The 18,175-nt window shown below is 28.9% G+C and carries 29 protein-coding genes; 28 read left to right on the top strand and 1 reads right to left on the bottom strand.

Features of this window, described 5'->3' with window-relative positions:
- Positions 1–432 precede the first annotated feature (432 nt).
- The 3 genes from ACNSOS_RS03265 (at position 433) to ACNSOS_RS03255 (ending at position 4,122) form a co-directional block, all read left to right on the top strand.
- Entirely contained in the window at positions 433–639 is a 207-nt protein-coding gene (locus ACNSOS_RS03265) for a hypothetical protein (protein WP_418185922.1), read from the top strand.
- A 232-nt stretch (positions 640–871) separates the two neighbouring features.
- Positions 872–2,806 carry a TonB-dependent siderophore receptor gene (locus ACNSOS_RS03260; protein WP_418185921.1) on the top strand — a complete coding sequence of 645 codons (1,935 nt, stop codon included), beginning with the start codon at positions 872–874 and terminating at the stop codon, positions 2,804–2,806.
- A 104-nt stretch (positions 2,807–2,910) separates the two neighbouring features.
- Positions 2,911–4,122: an ABC transporter permease gene (locus ACNSOS_RS03255; RefSeq protein ID WP_418185920.1), complete on the top strand. Its 1,212-nt coding sequence runs from the start codon at positions 2,911–2,913 to the stop codon at positions 4,120–4,122.
- 21 nt (positions 4,123–4,143) lie between these two features.
- Here the strand turns inward: ACNSOS_RS03255 and ACNSOS_RS03250 are convergent, their stop codons facing one another.
- Complete coding sequence (locus tag ACNSOS_RS03250; protein ID WP_418185919.1) at positions 4,144–5,394, bottom strand: NAD(P)/FAD-dependent oxidoreductase; 1,251 nt, start codon at positions 5,392–5,394, stop codon at positions 4,144–4,146.
- 263 nt (positions 5,395–5,657) lie between these two features.
- Here ACNSOS_RS03250 and rpsJ point away from each other — a divergent pair, with 263 nt between their 5' ends.
- The 25 genes from rpsJ (at position 5,658) to ACNSOS_RS03125 (ending at position 18,173) form a co-directional block, all read left to right on the top strand.
- Positions 5,658–5,972 carry a 30S ribosomal protein S10 gene (gene rpsJ, locus ACNSOS_RS03245; protein WP_026803515.1) on the top strand — a complete coding sequence of 105 codons (315 nt, stop codon included), beginning with the start codon at positions 5,658–5,660 and terminating at the stop codon, positions 5,970–5,972.
- A gap of 19 nt (positions 5,973–5,991) precedes the next feature.
- Positions 5,992–6,567, top strand: a complete 576-nt coding sequence (gene rplC, locus ACNSOS_RS03240) for a 50S ribosomal protein L3 (protein WP_418185918.1) — start codon at positions 5,992–5,994, stop codon at positions 6,565–6,567.
- Positions 6,564–7,175: a 50S ribosomal protein L4 gene (gene rplD / locus ACNSOS_RS03235; RefSeq protein WP_113894975.1), complete on the top strand. Its 612-nt coding sequence runs from the start codon at positions 6,564–6,566 to the stop codon at positions 7,173–7,175. The genes rplC and rplD overlap by 4 nt, the downstream gene beginning before the upstream one ends.
- Position 7,176: 1 nt before the next feature.
- Positions 7,177–7,458 carry a 50S ribosomal protein L23 gene (locus ACNSOS_RS03230; RefSeq protein ID WP_113894976.1) on the top strand — a complete coding sequence of 94 codons (282 nt, stop codon included), beginning with the start codon at positions 7,177–7,179 and terminating at the stop codon, positions 7,456–7,458.
- A gap of 10 nt (positions 7,459–7,468) precedes the next feature.
- Positions 7,469–8,296, top strand: coding sequence for a 50S ribosomal protein L2 (rplB, locus tag ACNSOS_RS03225; protein ID WP_113894977.1), 828 nt, complete (start codon positions 7,469–7,471; stop codon positions 8,294–8,296).
- Between the two features lie 9 nt (positions 8,297–8,305).
- Positions 8,306–8,581, top strand: a complete 276-nt coding sequence (gene rpsS / locus ACNSOS_RS03220; protein WP_113894978.1) for a 30S ribosomal protein S19 — start codon at positions 8,306–8,308, stop codon at positions 8,579–8,581.
- A 2-nt stretch (positions 8,582–8,583) separates the two neighbouring features.
- Positions 8,584–8,916, top strand: a complete 333-nt coding sequence (gene rplV / locus ACNSOS_RS03215; protein WP_026803521.1) for a 50S ribosomal protein L22 — start codon at positions 8,584–8,586, stop codon at positions 8,914–8,916.
- Positions 8,916–9,620 (top strand): 30S ribosomal protein S3, encoded by a 705-nt coding sequence (gene rpsC / locus ACNSOS_RS03210; protein ID WP_113894979.1) that lies wholly within the window; start codon positions 8,916–8,918, stop codon positions 9,618–9,620. The genes rplV and rpsC overlap by 1 nt, the downstream gene beginning before the upstream one ends.
- Before the next feature lie 2 nt (positions 9,621–9,622).
- Positions 9,623–10,048: a 50S ribosomal protein L16 gene (gene rplP, locus ACNSOS_RS03205; protein ID WP_026803523.1), complete on the top strand. Its 426-nt coding sequence runs from the start codon at positions 9,623–9,625 to the stop codon at positions 10,046–10,048.
- A complete protein-coding gene (gene rpmC / locus ACNSOS_RS03200; RefSeq protein ID WP_113894980.1) occupies positions 10,035–10,226 on the top strand; it encodes a 50S ribosomal protein L29 in 192 nt (63 codons plus the stop codon). The genes rplP and rpmC overlap by 14 nt, the downstream gene beginning before the upstream one ends.
- Before the next feature lie 9 nt (positions 10,227–10,235).
- Entirely contained in the window at positions 10,236–10,487 is a 252-nt protein-coding gene (rpsQ, locus tag ACNSOS_RS03195; RefSeq protein ID WP_113894981.1) for a 30S ribosomal protein S17, read from the top strand.
- A complete protein-coding gene (rplN, locus tag ACNSOS_RS03190) occupies positions 10,487–10,855 on the top strand; it encodes a 50S ribosomal protein L14 (protein ID WP_024776088.1) in 369 nt (122 codons plus the stop codon). The genes rpsQ and rplN overlap by 1 nt, the downstream gene beginning before the upstream one ends.
- Positions 10,855–11,094, top strand: coding sequence for a 50S ribosomal protein L24 (rplX, locus tag ACNSOS_RS03185; RefSeq protein WP_113894982.1), 240 nt, complete (start codon positions 10,855–10,857; stop codon positions 11,092–11,094). Before rplN ends, rplX begins: the two co-directional genes overlap by 1 nt.
- A gap of 1 nt (position 11,095) precedes the next feature.
- Positions 11,096–11,644, top strand: a complete 549-nt coding sequence (gene rplE, locus ACNSOS_RS03180) for a 50S ribosomal protein L5 (protein WP_113894983.1) — start codon at positions 11,096–11,098, stop codon at positions 11,642–11,644.
- On the top strand, positions 11,644–11,829 hold the full coding sequence (locus ACNSOS_RS03175; protein WP_004510833.1) for a type Z 30S ribosomal protein S14: 186 nt from the start codon (positions 11,644–11,646) through the stop codon (positions 11,827–11,829). Before rplE ends, ACNSOS_RS03175 begins: the two co-directional genes overlap by 1 nt.
- A gap of 12 nt (positions 11,830–11,841) precedes the next feature.
- Entirely contained in the window at positions 11,842–12,240 is a 399-nt protein-coding gene (rpsH, locus tag ACNSOS_RS03170) for a 30S ribosomal protein S8 (protein ID WP_113894984.1), read from the top strand.
- A 9-nt stretch (positions 12,241–12,249) separates the two neighbouring features.
- Complete coding sequence (rplF, locus tag ACNSOS_RS03165) at positions 12,250–12,786, top strand: 50S ribosomal protein L6 (RefSeq protein ID WP_418185917.1); 537 nt, start codon at positions 12,250–12,252, stop codon at positions 12,784–12,786.
- Positions 12,787–12,795: 9 nt separating this feature from the next.
- Positions 12,796–13,155 (top strand): 50S ribosomal protein L18, encoded by a 360-nt coding sequence (rplR, locus tag ACNSOS_RS03160; RefSeq protein ID WP_418185916.1) that lies wholly within the window; start codon positions 12,796–12,798, stop codon positions 13,153–13,155.
- Positions 13,156–13,164: 9 nt separating this feature from the next.
- On the top strand, positions 13,165–13,605 hold the full coding sequence (gene rpsE, locus ACNSOS_RS03155; protein ID WP_113894987.1) for a 30S ribosomal protein S5: 441 nt from the start codon (positions 13,165–13,167) through the stop codon (positions 13,603–13,605).
- Between the two features lie 3 nt (positions 13,606–13,608).
- A complete protein-coding gene (gene rplO, locus ACNSOS_RS03150) occupies positions 13,609–14,007 on the top strand; it encodes a 50S ribosomal protein L15 (protein WP_113894988.1) in 399 nt (132 codons plus the stop codon).
- A 2-nt stretch (positions 14,008–14,009) separates the two neighbouring features.
- Entirely contained in the window at positions 14,010–15,272 is a 1,263-nt protein-coding gene (gene secY, locus ACNSOS_RS03145; protein WP_113894989.1) for a preprotein translocase subunit SecY, read from the top strand.
- 1 nt (position 15,273) lies between these two features.
- The gene (gene map / locus ACNSOS_RS03140) at positions 15,274–16,038 is read left to right on the top strand and encodes a type I methionyl aminopeptidase (RefSeq protein ID WP_113894990.1); all 765 of its coding nucleotides are present in this window, start codon (positions 15,274–15,276) and stop codon (positions 16,036–16,038) included.
- Positions 16,039–16,047: 9 nt separating this feature from the next.
- Positions 16,048–16,266 carry a translation initiation factor IF-1 gene (gene infA, locus ACNSOS_RS03135; protein ID WP_113894991.1) on the top strand — a complete coding sequence of 73 codons (219 nt, stop codon included), beginning with the start codon at positions 16,048–16,050 and terminating at the stop codon, positions 16,264–16,266.
- 78 nt (positions 16,267–16,344) lie between these two features.
- A complete protein-coding gene (locus ACNSOS_RS03130) occupies positions 16,345–17,013 on the top strand; it encodes a uracil-DNA glycosylase (protein ID WP_418185915.1) in 669 nt (222 codons plus the stop codon).
- Positions 17,010–18,173 (top strand): hypothetical protein, encoded by a 1,164-nt coding sequence (locus tag ACNSOS_RS03125; RefSeq protein ID WP_418185914.1) that lies wholly within the window; start codon positions 17,010–17,012, stop codon positions 18,171–18,173. The genes ACNSOS_RS03130 and ACNSOS_RS03125 overlap by 4 nt, the downstream gene beginning before the upstream one ends.
- The last annotated feature ends 2 nt before the right edge of the window (positions 18,174–18,175 follow it).

Genomic DNA, 18,175 nt, shown 5'->3' with positions numbered 1-18,175 from the left:
TTCCTAAGTTACTTCTTCTAGTATTTTAGGGAAGGCTTTTTTTTATTCTATTTCTTCCTTCTCAACACAATTAAACATATTTAAACACCTTCTTTAAATTTTATTTACATAATTTATCTTTTATCTATCTTCTGAAAGATTGAGTTTTATTCAAAAGAAGTTACTCTATACTTTTTATTAAATTTATTTACATAATTTATTTTTTAACTCTTTTTTTTAAAGAAGTTTTATTACATTTTATGACTATTTTTTTAAATATAACTAATAGCAATAAAAAATTTAAAACAGGATTATTTACTAATAATTGTTACTAAAAGTAACTCTAACTAACAAATTTAAAAATTCTTTTGTAAAAATTGTCCATTTTTTTCATTTAAATCGTCTTACTATATAGAGAAACAAATTCTCAAAATTAATACAAAGGATTAGAAGATGAAAAGAAAGATTTTCATATCAGTTTTAGCATCAATGATGTTAAGTGGAACAATGTTAAATGCAAAAGAGATAAGTTTGCAAGAAGCAGTAGAGAATATAGTAAAGAAATATAATGTAACATATATTTCAAAATCAAAAGATTTGAAGAATAAAATAGTAGATTCAGAAAAGTTAAGTTTCGGGGGGGGGTACGGTATTAGATAGTTTAAATAGTGTACTAAATCCAAATGATTTAAAAGCAATTCAAGAAGATAGCATAATTTACATAATAGAAAAACCAAAATATCAAAACTTTGGTAATACTACTGTTTTAGATGAGATTTCTGTTTCTAGTTCTAATTATAAAAATGGTTCTGCTGATTCAGGCTACCTTGTAGATGAAACATCTGGAATCGGTATTTGGAATGATAGAAAACTACAAGATACTCCATACTCAATGAGTATCATCTCAAAAGATTTAATTGAAAACTCTATTTCTTCAAATATGAATCAAATATTTAGAAAAAATCCAACAACACAAGAAAGAACACCCTATGGAACAACTGGTGGAGATGTAGCAACAGTTGTTATAAGAGGATTTAATATACAAAATCCAATAGTTGATGGTATTTCTTATGCTGGGAATGGTACAAATAGTGTGATGATGCAAGATATAGAAAGAGTTGAAATCATCAGTGGAGCAACAGCATTTTTATATGGTGGAGGAAGAGTTGGAGGAGCAGTAAATTATATAACTAAAAAACCAACAACAAAAGATTTAAGAAATGTAACTATTGGAAGTTATGGAAACGAATCATATTATGGACATATTGATTTAGGTGGACAGTTCAATGAAAATCATACTTTTGGATATAGAGTAAATGCTTTATATCAAGATGGAAAATTACCAACTCAAGTTGATACTGAACAAAAAGCAATTAGCTTAGTATTTGATTGGAAACCTACGGATAATTTTTATACAGATATAAAATATGCTTATAAAGATATTTACAGTAAAGGTGCAAATGCTATATTTAATGCTGCTCCATATACTAATCGTTCAAATATTACTTCAAATAAAGTATATTCACCTGATTGGGTAAATCATGAATCAAATTCACATAATATAGCAAATAATATAAGATGGGATATAAATGATATTTTTACTTTAAGAACAAATGCAATGTATGAAGAACAAAAAGGAAGAGGGACTCTGGGGTTCATCTCTTATAGTGATAATCTTGTACAAAACACATCAAATTTTTCAAAGGGTGCTTGGAGTAAAAATAAAAATTATGGAGCAAATGTATATTTAGATTCAAAATTTGATACAGGAAGTATAAATCATACTTTAACTGTTGGGTATTCTTTAAATTCTAGCAAACTTTTCCAATCTGCTGATTCTGGATTGTATTTTGATATACCAAATGCTATGTCATTTAATGAATATAAAAATTTATCTGAACCAGATTGGATTAAAGATGGAGTTAGTTATGATGGATATCAATCAGTAGGAACACAACCAAGAAAACCAATTAGTCAAACTCAATATAAAAATATATTAATTGGTGATGATATTGTATTTAATGAGCAATGGAGTGCTTTAGTAGGAGTAAACTATGCAACTGCTATAAGTAAAGATTATTCGGCTAATACAAAATATGATAAATCAGAATTAACTCCAAATTTATCTCTTATTTATAAACCTATTGAAAATTTAACAACTTATGCTACTTATATTGAAGGTTTAGAAGCTGGGACAATAGTTGGAAGCTTTTATAAAAACGAAGGTGAAATTTTAGATCCTTATAAAAGTAAACAATATGAAATTGGAGCAAAATATAGTTTATTTGATGAAAGAGCTTTATTGACTACTTCATTCTTTAGAATAGAAAAAGCAAATCAATATGCAGATAATACAACAACACCAAAACCAACTTTAACTCAAGATGGAGAACAAATACATCAAGGCATTGAACTTGGAATTACTGGTAAAGTTACAGAAAATTTAACTTTAATTGCTGGTGGTACATATATGGATTTAGGCGTTGAGAAACATAGTAATAAAGCTATTGAAGGGAAGAAACCAACTGAAGCTGCTACAAAAATGGCAAAACTATATACAGAATATAATATTCCTATGCTTAAAGGTTTAACAATATCTGGTGGAGCATATTATACTGGGAAAAGATATGCAAATGCTCTTAATACAGATGTTTTACCAAGCTATACAGCTTATGATGTAGGATTTAGATATAAAACAAAAATAGATAAATACCCTACAACTTTTAACTTAAATGTACAAAATTTAACTGATGAAGTTTATTGGAGTGGTTCAAATAGATTAGGGGATCCTAGAAGTGTTGTAATATCTTTGAAAATGGAGTTTTAAGAATATTTAGAAATAAAGAGAGTTTATTCTCTCTTTATAGATTTTTTATAAATTGTAAAGATATTTAAAGTACAATAGTCAAATTAAAAATATTAGGAATTACTTTGAAATCTATTATTAAAAACTTTTTTATAAATAATTTTATATATAAAGGAAAAGAAAAATTATCGAAAATCACCATTTTAGCTTTGGCTATTTTGGATATTTTTATTTTAACTATACTTTATCAAGGTATAGACTTTCAAACACAAGTTTTAAATAATCCAAGTACAAAATTTCCATATGATTGTAGAGATATTTTTGCTTACAATTCAAAAGTTGATGATTTTAACAACTATATATACAATCCCAAAAATTATTCTTCAAAATACCAAAATATAAAAGATTTAGAAGTTGATAATAGATGTAATTTAATTTATGAGAAAATAGATTTTATAAAAGATAATATAGATGTAAAATTATTGAAAAAGACAAATGAAGAAATATCAAATAAATCTTATGAATTAAATAATCAAATTTCATATTTAAAGGACAATTACAACACTATATTATTTGAAAAACTAAGTAATCAAGATGTTGATAAGTCGATTATTGAAGGAGATTTAACAGCTAAGAATATTAAAGATAAATATGATAATTTCTCATTAGAATTAGAAAAACTAACAAAACAAAAAGAAGATTTATACAATAGCTTTAAGGAAAATAGTTTTGTAAAAGAATTTAATTTATATATTGATTCAAATAAAAATATTATTTTAGAAGATATAGAAAATAGCGAAAAATATTATTCTATTAAATATGAATTGGTGATTTTGTTATTTTTAATACCTTTGGTTTTGATTTTCCTCTATATGATGAAAAACTATCTAAAAAAAGATAGATATATTTTATATATTATTTTTAAAAATCTTTTAGTTGTTACTTTAATACCAACTTTGATTTCACTTTTGAGTTTGATAAATATTTTTATTCCAAAGATTTTTATAGAAAAACTTTTAATGTTTTTTTATAATTTAGAAATACCTTTTATTGTTTATTATTTTGCCATTGCAATTGCTATATTGTTTTTTATTTTTGTAATAGTAAAAATACAAAAAAGATTTAAAGATGATAATGAAAAACTAAAAAATAGTAAAATATCAATCATTGAATCTTATAGTAGAAATCTTTGTAATAGTTGTGGAACTAGAGTTGATTATATAAATATGAATTATTGCCCTTGTTGTAAGAATGAGTTAAAAATAGAGTGTCAAAATTGTCATAAAGATAGTATAAAAGGTTTAGGGTATTGTTTTAATTGTGGTGATGAAATATAAAGAGTAGAAATTTTACTACTCTTAATATTTACCTTGATAGAATCCAGAAAATAAAAGAATATCATCAGAATTTTTGTTTTCTAAATTATTTACAATCAAATCTTTTAATATAGAAGCAAGAGCTGGACCAAATGTCATTCCAAGCCATCCTAATCCCATTCCATAAATTAAATTTTTATATTTTTCGTCTCTTCCAATTAAAGGCATATCATTGGGTGTTAATGGTCTAAAGCCAGTCCATTCAAGCATATTTTCCATATCAAAAGGAATAGTGTATTTTTTAAAATTTTCTTTTATACTTTCTATTTGTTTTTTTACTATTTTATGATTTGTAGAACCTATTTCTAATTTTGATGTAATTCTTACATCATCTCTTCTTGGTGTCATAACAATAAATAAATCAGAAAATAGTGTTGATGTAATTGGTTGTAACTCTTTTGGCATATTAAAGGTAATACTATATCCTTTTGCTGGAGTCATCATAAGATTTTGTTTTAATTTATTTACTAAATTAGTTTGATAACCAGTTGATAGGATATATGTATCAGCTTCATAAGTATTTAGAGCAGAACTAATTGATTCTATTTTTGTATCAGAATAAGTAATATTTGAAATTCGTTCATTTAATATAAATTCAACTCCATTTTCTTTTAAATATCTTTTTAGTTCTAATATAGTTCTTTTAGGATCAAAATGAGTATTTCTTTTAAAATAAATAGCTCCTTTTACATCATCTGTAACACAAGGTATAAAATCTTTAATTCTATTTTTTTCAATAATCTCAAAAATATCATCATTTTTAACTGTATAATCAAGTAGTTTTTTATTATAACTTTTTTGTTCTGTAAAAACTGATAACATACCTTTTCTATGGAAATCTAAATCTAGTCCATCAATTTTTTGCATATTTTCATAACTATTATTTGATATATGACCATACTTTTCAAATAAAGCAAGGGTTCTTTTTAATCTATCTTTATTTGCACTATTTATAAATTTCCATAACCATTTATATATATTTATATCTAAAGTTGGATGTATATTTACAGGTGATTCACCTTTAATCATAAGTTTTAATGTATTAAATACAATTCCTGGATTTGCAAGTGGACCTTTGTCAAAAGCAGATAATAAACCTGCATTTCCAAAAGAAGTTGAATTTGTAATATCATGTTCATCTATAATTGTAACTTTCCTACCTGTTTTTATAAGTTCATAGGCTGTAGTTAAGCCCATAATTCCAGCACCAATTATTATAATATCTCGTTTCATTTAATAACTCCTTATTAAACTAAAATTATGAAACAATACAATATTTATTTAAAAAAGGAGTTAATTGAGAAATATAAAATTAAACTTAATTAAGCTCTTAATTGATATTTTATTCCTTTGTATAAGGAAATAAATTTATAAATATTTTTCTAAAACACCCATAAATATTGACATTTAACACAATTTAAGTTATAATCCGCGTCCACTTAATGTGGTTAGAGCCATTTTTTGGTGTCTAACGAGTTCTTTAAAGGAAAAAATATATGGAAAAAATCAGATTAAAGCTTAAAGCTTATGATCATAGAGTTTTAGACAGAAGTGTTGCTTCAATAGTTGAAGCTGTTAAAAGAACTGGTGCTGATTTAAGAGGTCCTATTCCTCTTCCTACAAAAATCAGAAGATATACAGTTATCAAAGGTCCTCACGTAAACAAAGATTCAAGAGAGCAATTTGAAATTAGAGTTCATTCAAGAATGATTGACATCATCTCTGCAACTGCAGACACTGTTGATTCATTAATGAAACTAGACTTAGCTCCTGAAGTTGATGTTGAAGTAAGATCAATGGGTCAAGAATAATAAGAAAGGGTAATACAAGATGGAATTTATAGTTCAAAAAATCGGTATGAGTAGAACAGTATCTGTTCCTAGTACAGCGGTTACACTTTTAAAAGTTCTTGATACAAAGGTATGTCAAGTTACTGATGGTGTAGCACTTGTATCTTATAGCAATGGTAAAAAAAATAACAAAGCTATCGAGGGACAACAAAAAAAATACAATCTATCTAAAGAGTTTAATAGATTTGCAACAATTACTGTAGCTAATGCAGAAGCTGGAGATTTAGATGTTTCTGGTTTGGGTGTTGCTAAAGTAGTTAAAACAACTTTTAAAACAAAAGGTAGAGGTTTCTCTGGTGCTGTAAAAAGATGGAATTTTGCTGGTGGTAGAGGTTCTCACGGACACAGAATGGGAAAAAGAACAGGTTCAATTGGTAACTGTGAATTTCCAGGAAGAGTTCAACCAGGTAAAAAAATGCCAGGACAATACGGAAATACAAATGTATCTGTAAAAAATGAAATCATTTCATTTGATGCTGAAACTAGAATTTTAGTATTAAAAGGTTCAGTATCTGGTGCAAATGGAACATTAGGTAAAGTAAAGGTTGCTAAATGAGTAAAGCAATAGTATTAAATGAAAAATTTGAAAATAATGGTGAAGTAGTTTTACCAGCAAGTTATGAAGAAATTAATCAACATAACTTATATTTATATGTTAAATCATATTTAGCTTCTTTAAGAGCAAATACTGCTAGAGCAAAAACTAGAGCTGAAGTGAGTGGTGGTGGTAAAAAACCTAAAGCTCAAAAAGGTAGTGGTGCTGCTAGATGGGGTTCTAAAAGATCTCCTTTATTTGTTGGTGGGGGACAAGCTTTTGGACCTACTAAAAGAAACTATGATCAAAAAGTAAATAAAAAACAAAAAGCTTTAGCACTTAAATATGCTTTAAATGCACAAGCTAATAATGGTTCACTTTTTGTTGTAGATTCATTTAAAGTTGAATCAGGTAAAACTAAAGATGCAGTTGCAGTTTTAAATAAATTAAATAAAAGAGATACATTAATTGTTGTTGATACAATTGATGAAAAAACTTATTTATCATTTAGAAATATTAAAAACTGTTATATGGTTGAAAAGCAAGAAGTAAATGCTTACTTAATTGCAGTTTACCACTCTGTACTAATTGAAAAATCAGTACTAGAAGTATTAACTAAAGAGGCTTAAGATGGCAGATATTACAGATATTAAATCAATTTTATATACAGAAAAAACAATTGAGCTTCAAGAAAATGGTGTAATCGTTGTTCAAACAAGTCCTAAAATGACTAAAAACGGTTTAAAAGAGGTGTTTAAAGAGTATTTTGGAGTAACTCCATCAAAAATTAATTCTTTAAGACAAGACGGTAAAGTTAAAAGATTTAGAGGAAAAGTTGGTAAAAGAGCTGATTTCAAAAAATTCTATGTAACATTACCAGAAGGCGCAGCTATTGCGAACCTATCAGCGTAAGGAGTAAAGAATGGCAATTAAAAAATTTAGACCAATAACTCCTGCTAGAAGATTTATGTCAGTTATTGAGAGTTCTGATATTACTTCAAAACCAACAGTAAGATCTTTACTTGTAAGAGTAAAAGCAAATGCTGGTAGAAATAATAATGGTAGAATTACATCAAGACACAAAGAAGCAGGTGCTAAAAAACTATATAGAATTATCGACTTTAAAAGAGATAAATTTGGAGTAGAAGGTACAATTGCAACTGTTGAATATGACCCATATAGAAACTGCAGAATTTGTTTAGTTTCTTATTTAGATGGAGATAAAAGATATATTATTCAACCATCTGGATTAAAAGTTGGAGACAAAGTTCAAGCTGCTGAAAGTGGATTGGATATTTTACCAGGTAATGCAATGAGATTAAGTAACATTCCAGTTGGAACAATGGTTCATAATGTTGAGTTAAAACCAGGTAAAGGTGCACAGTTTGCTAGATCTGCTGGTGGATATGCACAAATTATGGGTAGAGAAGATAAATATGTTATCTTAAGATTACCTTCTGGAGAAATGAGAAAAATCCTTGGTGTTTGTATGGCTACAATCGGTGTAGTTGGTAACGAAGATTATATTAATATGGTAGTTGGAAAAGCTGGTAGAAATAGATACTTAGGAGTTAGACCTCAAACTAGAGGATCTGCAATGAACCCTATTGATCACCCACACGGTGGAGGGGAAGGTAAAACTAACTCTGGAAGACATCCTGTTACTCCATGGGGTATGCCAACTAAAGGTTATAAAACTAGAAAGAAAAAAGCTAGTGATAAACTAATCATTTCAAGAAGAAAGAAGTAAGGGTTTAAGATGGCAAGATCAGTAAAAAAAGGACCATTTGTGGATTCACATCTATTAAAAAAAGTTGTAGCTGCTAATAGTTCAAAAGATAAAAAACCAATTAAAACTTGGTCAAGAAGATCAACAATATTACCAGATATGATTGGATTAACATTCAATGTACACAATGGTAGAAACTTTGTACCAGTAAATGTAACAGAGAACCATGTTGGATATAAATTAGGTGAGTTTGCACCAACTAGAACGTTTAAGGGCCATAAAGGTTCTGTTCAGAGAAAGGCGTAATAATGGCAAGAGCAATATTAAAATTTATTAGAGTTTCTCCAATTAAAGCAAGACTTATTGCAAGAGAAGTTCAAGGAATGAATGCAGAGTATGCTATAGCATCTTTACAATTTACTCCAAATAAAGCTGCTGGAATTATCTCTAAAGTAATAGCTTCTGCTGTTGCAAATTCTGGTTTAGATCCTGTTGATGCAGTTATCACATCGGCTAGAGTGGATAAAGGTCCAGTTCTTAAAAGATTTACTCCAAGAGCAAGAGGTTCAGCTTCACCAAAGCATAAACCAACTGCACATATTATGATTGAAGTAGCTGCTGCAACAAAAGGAGACAAATAATGGGTCAAAAAGTTAATCCAATAGGTTTAAGATTAGGTATTAATAGAAATTGGGATTCAAGATGGTTCCCAAAATTTGAAACAATGCCTGCAAATGTAGCTGAAGATGACAAAATTAGAAAATTTGTTAAAAAAGAGTTATATTATGCTGGAATTGCTCAAACAGTTATCGAAAGAACTGCTAAAAAAGTAAGAGTTACAGTTGTTGCTGCAAGACCTGGTATTATCATTGGTAAAAAAGGTGCGGATGTTGAAAAACTAAAAAATTCTTTATCTAAATTAGTAGGAAAAGAGATTGCAGTTAATATTAAAGAGGAAAGAAAACCTCAAATATCAGCTCAATTATCTGCTGAAAATGTTGCTCAGCAATTAGAAAGAAGGGTAGCATTTAGAAGAGCTATGAAAAGAGTAATGCAAAATGCATTAAAAGGTGGAGCAAAAGGTATTAAAGTATCTGTTTCTGGAAGACTTGGTGGAGCTGAAATGGCTAGAACTGAGTGGTATTTAGAAGGAAGAGTTCCATTACATACTTTAAGAGCTAGAATTGATTATGGTTTTGCTGAAGCTCATACAGCTTATGGTTGTATAGGTATAAAAGTTTGGATTTTCAAAGGTGAGGTTTTAGCTAAAGGAATTCCTGCTGAAAAATCAGAAGATACTGCTTCAAAACCAAAAAGAAGACCAGCTAAGAAAAGAGGTAAATAATTATGTTAATGCCTAAAAGAACAAAATTTAGAAAAATGATGAAAGGCCGAAATAGAGGTCAGGCTCATAGAGGTAACTCTTTAGCTTATGGAGATTTCGGAATTAAAGCTGTTGAACATGGAAGAGTAGATTCAAGACAAATCGAAGCTTCTAGGGTTGCAATGACTAGAAAAGTAAAAAGACAAGCAAAAGTATGGATTATGGTATTCCCTGACAAACCACTTACTGCAAAACCACTTGAAACAAGAATGGGTAAAGGTAAAGGTTCTGTAGATAAATGGGTTATGAACATTAAGCCAGGAAGAATTTGTTTTGAGATGGCTGGTGTTGATGAAGCGTTAGCAAGAGAAGCTTTAGCTTTAGCTATGCATAAATTACCATTTAAAACTAAATTTGTAACAAGAGATAGCGAAAATGAACTATACTGATATTAAAGATAAAAGCTTGAATGAATTACAAGCGTTATTAAAAGAGAAAAAGGTGCTTCTTTTTGAATTAAAAGCTAAGCTAAAAACTATGCAGTTAACAAACACTTCTGAATTAAGAGTAGCAAAAAAAGATATTGCTAGAATTCAAACAGCTATTACTGCATCAAAAGCTAACTAAGGATCTAGTATGACACATAAAAGAGAGATTCAAGGTGTAGTAGTAAAAAGATCAGGTGACAAAACAGCTTCTGTTTTAGTTACAAGATCAGTTTTACACCCAAAATATCACAAAACTGTAAAAAGATTTAAAAAATATTTAATTCATGATGAAAAAAATGAATTAAATGTTGGTGATAGTGTTATTGCAGTTGAGTGTAGACCATTGTCAAAAACTAAATCTTTTAGATTAAAGACAATCGTTGCTACAGGAGTTAAATAATGATTCAAAGTTTTACAAGATTAAATGTAGCTGATAATACAGGTGCTAAAGAGATTATGTGTATCAAAGTTTTAGGTGGTTCTAAAAGAAGATATGCAACTGTTGGTGATGTTATTGTTGCTTCTGTTAAAAAAGCTTTACCAACTGGTAAAATTAAAAAAGGTCAAGTTGTAAAAGCTGTAATCGTAAGAACTCATAAAGAAGTTCAAAGAGAAAATGGTTCATTAATTAGATTTGATGATAATGCAGCAGTTATTCTTGATGCAAAAAGAGAGCCTGTTGGAACTAGAATTTTTGGACCAGTTGCCAGAGAAGTTAGATATTCAGGTTTTATGAAAATCGTTTCACTTGCACCGGAGGTATTATAATGGCTATTAAATTAAAAATAAAAAAAGGTGATACAGTAAAAATCATCGCTGGTGATGATAAAGGTAAAACTGGAGAAGTTTTAAAAGTATTACCAAAAGCTAACAAAGTAATCGTGAAAGATTGCAAAGTTGCTAAAAAAACTGTTAAACCTGATCAAGAAAAAAATCCAGATGGTGGATTTATAAATAAAGAGATGCCAATTGATATTTCAAATGTGGCAAAAGTAGAAGGTGAGTAAGATGGCATCAAGATTATTAGAAAGATACAAAGCTGAAATTAAACCTGTACTTGAAGCAGAGTTTGCAAAAAATAAAACTTTAACAGCTAAAGTTGATAAAGTTGTAATCTCTGTTGGTGCTGGTGAAGCTATGAAAGATACTAAGTTAATCCAAAATATTCAAGATACAATCTCTTTAATTGCTGGTCAAAAAGCGGTTAAAGTTATTGCTAAAAAATCTGTTGCAGGATTTAAAGTAAGAGAAGGAATGCCTGTTGGTGTTAAAGTAACTTTAAGAGGTGAAAATATGTATCATTTCTTAGACAAACTATGCAATGTTGCACTACCAAGAGTTAAAGACTTCAGAGGTTTGAATAAAAATGGTTTTGATGGTAGAGGAAACTTTAACTTTGGACTAGATGAACAACTAATGTTCCCAGAAGTAGTTTATGATAACATCATTAAAACACACGGGATGAATATTTCAATTGCAACAACTGCAACAAGTGATGCTGAATCTTTCAGATTACTTGAATTAATTGGAATTCCATTTACAAAAGGAAGAGCGTAATGGCAAAAAAATCTATGATCGCTAAACAACAAAGAACACCTAAATTTGCTGTAAGAGCATATACAAGATGTTCTGTTTGTGGAAGACCACACTCTGTTTACAGAGATTTTGGTTTATGTAGAGTTTGTTTAAGAAAAATGGCTAACGAAGGTTTATTACCAGGTGTTAGAAAAGCTAGTTGGTAGGAGAAAAAAGCTATGATGAATGATTTAATCGCAGATGCTTTAACTAGAATTAGAAATGCTGCAATGAGAAGATTAGAAGTTGCAACATTATTACACTCAAATACAGTTGTTGGTGTGATGAATGTACTTTTACAAAAAGAGTATATTACTGGATTCAAAGTTATCGATGGAACAAATAATAAAAAAACAATTCAAGTAGAATTAAAATATGATGAAAATGAAAAATCAGTAATTAACGAACTTGTAAGAGTTTCTAAACCAGGAAGAAGAGTTTATAAACCAGCTTCTGAAATTAAAAACTTTAAAAATGGGTACGGTACTATTATTCTTTCAACTAACAAAGGTATTATCGCTAATGATGAAGCGTATGCTGCTAATGTTGGTGGAGAAGTACTTTGTACTGTTTGGTAGGAGAGTGTAATGTCAAGAATTGGTAAAAAACCTATCGCTATTCCTTCAGGAATTGAAGTTACTGTAAATGGTACAGTAATTAATGTAAAAAAAGGAAACAGTGTTTCAACAGTTGAAACTCATGGAAGAGTTTGTGTAGAAGTAGCTAATGGTCAAGTTGTTTTATCTAAAATTGGTGAAACAAAAGAATCAGCGGCATTCTGGGGAACTTATAGAGCATTAACTGCGAATGCAATTAATGGTTTACATGAAGGTTTCACAAAAACTTTAGAGATTAATGGAGTTGGTTATAAAGCTGCCGTAAAAGGTAATATTTTAGAACTAATTTTAGGATATTCTCATCCAATTAATTTTGAGATCCAAAAAGGTTTAGAAATCTCTGTTGAGAAAAATATAATTACTGTTAAAGGTGCAGATAAACAACAAGTTGGTCAGGCTGCTGCAATTATTAGAGGCTTTAGAAAACCAGAACCTTACAAAGGTAAAGGTGTTAAATATTCTGATGAGAAAATCATTAGAAAAGCCGGAAAAACTGCTAAGAAGTAAGGTGTAACTATGAGTAGAGAAAAAGATTTAGCAAAAAAAGTTGCTTTAAGAATCAAAAGAAAAAAAAGAGTTAGAGCTAATATTTCTGGTACGGCTGAAAAACCTAGAGTATCAATTTTTAAATCTAACAAATACATTAGTGCACAAGCTATCAACGATGTTGAAGGTAGAACTTTAGCAGCTGTTAGCTCTCAAGCTATGGGTTTAAATGGTAATAAAGAGAATGCTGTAAAAGTTGCAGCTGAGTTTGCTTCTAAATTAAAAGCAGCTGGTATAGAAACAGTTGTTTATGATAGAAACGGGTATCTTTATCATGGTGTTGTTGCAGCATTTGCTGACGCATTAAGAGAAAATGGTATTAAATTATAAGGATTAATGATGGCAGTAAATAGAGAAGAATTTCAAGAAGCAATCGTTAAAATTGGAAGAGTAACAAAAGTTGTAAAAGGTGGTAGAAGATTCAGATTTACAGCTTTAGTTGTTGTTGGAGATAAAAACGGAACAGTAGGATTTGGAACAGGAAAAGCAAAAGAAGTTCCAGATGCTATTAAAAAAGCATTAGATGATGCTTTTAAAAGCTTAGTAACAGTTTCTATAAAAGGAACAACAATTGCACATGATATTGAACATAAATATAATGCAAGTAAAATATTATTAAGACCAGCATCAGAAGGTACTGGGTTAATTGCTGGAGGAGCTGCAAGACCTGTTCTTGAGCTTGCTGGATTAAAAGATATTATTGCAAAATCTTTAGGTTCAAATAATCCAAATAACCTTGTACAAGCTACTGTTGAAGCTTTAGCAAGAATTAAAGGATAGTATATGATATTAGAAAATTTACAACCAGCTTGTGGAAGTACAAAAGATACAAAAAGAAAAGGTAGAGGTCAAGGTAGCGGTAACGGTAAAACTGCTGGAAAAGGTAACAAAGGTCAAAAAGCTAGATCTGGATACAATGTAAAAAGAGGTTTTGAAGGTGGACAACAACCATTAGCAAGAAGACTTCCAAAAGTTGGATTTGTTTCTAGAGTTGTTAAACCTTACTCAATAAATGTTGATAAAGTTACGGCAGTTGCAAATCTTGATGAAATTACATTAGATTCTATTAAATCTGTGTATAAGTTATCTAAATCAGTTGTAAAAGTTAAATTAATTGGTGCAACTGCAAAAAATTTAAGTGCTAAGATTAAAGACGAAAACATTACAACTACTGGAAAATAATTATGAGTAAAGATCTAATAAATAAGATTCTTATTACTTTAGGCTTTATTCTTCTTTACAGGTTATTGGCATATGTGCCAGTACCTGGAGTTAATATAGATGTAGTTAAAGAATTTTTTGACTCAAATGCAAATAATGCTTTAGGGTTGGTAAATATGTTTAGTGGAAATGCAGTTGAAAGACTAAGTATTATCTCACTAGGAATTATGCCTTACATTACTGCTTCTATTATTATGGAACTTCTTGCAGCAACTTTCCCAGCTTTAGGTAAAATGAAAAAAGAGAGAGATGGTATGCAAAAATATATGCAAATCATCAGATACACTACAATAGTTATTACATTAGTTCAATCTGTTGGTGTTTCAGTAGGTCTTAATTCATTAACTGGTCAAAATGGACAAGGTGCTATTTCTATTGATATGAATACATTTATAGCAGTATCAGCTATTTCAATGCTAACAGGAACAATGCTTTTAATGTGGATTGGAGAACAAATCACTCAAAAAGGTATTGGAAATGGTATTTCACTAATTATCTTTGCTGGTATCGTATCTGCAATACCTAGTGCAATTGGTGGAACGGTAGAGTTAGTAAATAATGGTCAAATGCATTTCTTAACAGTTATTGGTATTTTAATTGTTATTATAGCAACTGTTGGTGCTATTATTTATGTTGAATTAGGTGAAAGAAGAGTTCCTGTATCATACTCAAGAAAAGTTATGATGCAAAACCAAAAAAGAAGAGTTATGAATTATATACCTATTAAGGTGAACCTTTCAGGAGTAATTCCAGCAATTTTTGCAAGTGCTATTTTGATGTTCCCTGCAACAGTGTTACAAGGTAGCCAAAATAAGTATCTAATTATGATTGCTGATTATTTAAATCCTAGTTCATATACTTTTAATCTATTTATGTTTTTATTTGTTGTTTTCTTTGCATTTTTCTATGCTTCAATTACATTCAATGCAAAAGATATTTCAGAAAACCTAAAAAGACAAGGTGGATTTATTCCTGGAGTTAGACCAGGAGAAAGTACAGCTGAATTTTTAAATACAGTTGCAGGAAGATTGACTTTCTGGGGAGCTATATATATGGGATTAATATCTACTATACCATGGTTAATTGTAAAAGCTATGGGAGTACCTTTCTATTTTGGAGGGGTTGCAGTATTAATTGTTGTTCAAGTTGCTATTGATACAATGAGAAAAATTGAAGCTCAACAATATTCAAGCAAATATCAAACTCTAAGTGCGGTTGGACTATAAAATGTCAATCGCTCTTAGAAAACCACACGAAATTGAGAAACTTTTTGTTGCAAATCAAGCAGTTGCTAAAACTTTAAAATATCTTGAAGAAAATGTTAAAGCAGGAATGACTTTAAAAGAAGTAGATACAATTGGAGAAAAATTTATAAGAGACTTAGGTGCAAGACCTGCATTTAAAGGATTATATGGTTTTCCTAATGCTATTTGTACATCTTTGAATGAAGTTATTATTCATGGTATTCCTAGTGATGTTGTTTTAAAAGAAGGTGACATACTAGGGCTTGATATTGGAACAGAAATTGATGGTTGGTATGGTGATAGTGCAATTACTATGCCAATAGGTAAAATTTCAAAAAAAGATGAAGATTTAATAGCTTGTTCTAAGGATTCTTTGTATTATGCAATTGACATAATAAGAGATGGAATGAGATTTAAAGAGTTATCTAAAAAAATTGAAGATTTTATTGTTGCTAGAGGATACCAACCGCTAGTTAGATTTTGTGGACATGGTATTGGAAGAAAACCACATGAAGATCCAGAAATTCCAAATTACTTGGAACATGGAGATACAAAGTCTGGACCAAAAATTAAAAATGGAATGGTATTTTGTATCGAGCCAATGATTTGTCAAAAAGATAGAAATCCAGTTATTTTAGAAAATGGTTGGGATGTAATCTCAGCTGATGGATTAAGAGGTAGCCATTATGAACATACAGTTGCTGTTGTTAATGGTAGAGCAATTATTTTAAGTAATCGGGAAGATTAAGGGGAGAAAGTGGCGAAAGATGATGTAATAGTTATTGATGGGAAAGTTATCGAAGCTTTGCCTAATGCTATGTTTAGAGTACAATTAGAAAATGGTCATATAGTTTTATGTCATATCTCAGGTAAAATGAGAATGCACTATATTAAAATATTACCAAACGACGTAGTTACTGTGGAAATAACACCTTATTCCTTGGATAAAGGTAGAATAGTACATAGAAAAAAATAGTTTAAATAAGGTTTTTACCTTATTTAAAACTTCTTAAATACAAATCAATACTAAAGTATATTTTTTGTAAAATCTCATATGACAAAACAAGTTAAGAATCAAATTTTAAAATATCTATACAATCAAAAACTTTTTGGATTTAACTATCATAGTAATTTAAATATCAATTTTTATAGTAGTTGTGATTTTAATTTACCAAATAGTTTAAATGATTTGAAAAATTCTGTTGCAAACTGTCATTTATGTGAACTATCAAAAGGTAGAAAGAATACTCTTTTTAGTTATGGAAATAATCAAAGTAAACTTATGTTTGTCTGTGATGAACCAACAAAAAGTGAAGATGAGTTAGGAATTTTTTATTCAGGAAATAGTGGAGAATTACTCTCTAAAATGATTGAAAATGTTTTAAATATCAAAAAAGAAGAAGTTTATATAACAACTTTAGCCAAGTGTAGAGGATCAAAAGAAGCAAGTTTTCAAAACTTTGAAAGTTGTAGTTGTTATTTTCATAAACAGCTTGAAATTATAAATCCAAGGCTTATTATTGCTGTTGGGGAGAAAGTTTATAGTTATTTAATGAAAAATGATGAAGATTTTTCACAAAATAGAGGGAAAACTTTAAATTTTAATTCTAGTTTATTGATTCCAATATTTTCTTCTATACACTTACTAAAAAATCCATCTTTAAAAAAAGATACTTACCTTGATATGTTAAAAATAAAAAATCTATATGAGGAGTTAAATTGAAGCATTTAGTAACTTTAATTTTTATGGCTATTTTATTTTCAGGTTGTTTACAAAAACAAGTTGTGCAGTTAAAGCTGCCAAATCAAACTGTTCCAGTAAAACAAGTTGATGAAGATAAAAAAACAGTTGTTGAAGAGTTTATTTCAAATGATACTATAATTCAAGAAGAGATTATCAATAATAGTGGTTCACAAAATGAAATTATCAAAGATGGTGATAGTATTGTGATAAGTGATATTGATGGAACAAAAGCTAATATAAAAGTAGCTTTTGTTTATCCATCTTCTTTGGTATCTAAATATGCAAGAAATTCTATAAATACAGTTTCAGGTTATCTATCTTTTGTAAAAGCTAATTACAATTTAGTTGTAATTGATAGTATAAATGAGAGTCCTGAAAGTATAAATAAAGCTTTTGATAAAGTAAAAGAAGAGGGAATTACAAAAGTAATTGCTTTATATACTCCAAATTCTATAAACAATATAAATAAAATTGCTTTAAATGATATTTTAGTATATCTACCTTTAATAGAAAAAAAAGAGTCATTAGAAAACAATGATAATTTAATTTTTGGTTCAATATCTTATGAAGAACAACTTAAAAAATTAAGTTATTACACTGATGGTCCAAATGTGTTATTTTATCAAGATACATATTTAGGAACAAAATTAAAAAATAGTTATGAATCAGTAGTTGATTATACGATTGTTAGAAAAGAGATAAAAAAAGATGAAACAAATTTTCGAAGTATTGTTGTAGATTCGAGATTGAGAAATAGTGCTTTATTTTTAAACACTGATATTGTAAAAAGCTCACTGATTTTATCTCAATTAAGAGCAAATGATATATATCCTAAAATGATATTTTCTACACAAATAAATTTTGATCCAGTTTTGATGACTTTAACTCAAGATAAAGATAGAGAAAGGCTAGTTTTAGCAAATTCTATTGAAAATATTGATAACAAATTAAAAGATGAGATTTTATCTTATGGTGGCAATATCATCTATGAATGGGTTGATTATTCAACATTAGTAGGAATAAACTATTTAATTAATGGGAATAATAGTTTTATTCCGACAAAAGTTTTAGAAAATCAAGCAATTTATACTCCAAGACTATTTAAAAGTACAGAGTATGGGTTTGTAGAAATTAAGTAGGT

This window comes from Aliarcobacter vitoriensis (assembly GCF_048320235.1).
GTDB lineage: Bacteria > Campylobacterota > Campylobacteria > Campylobacterales > Arcobacteraceae > Aliarcobacter > Aliarcobacter vitoriensis.
The sequence above is the reverse complement of the archived record's forward strand: the minus strand, read 5'-3'. Positions and strand labels throughout refer to the sequence as shown.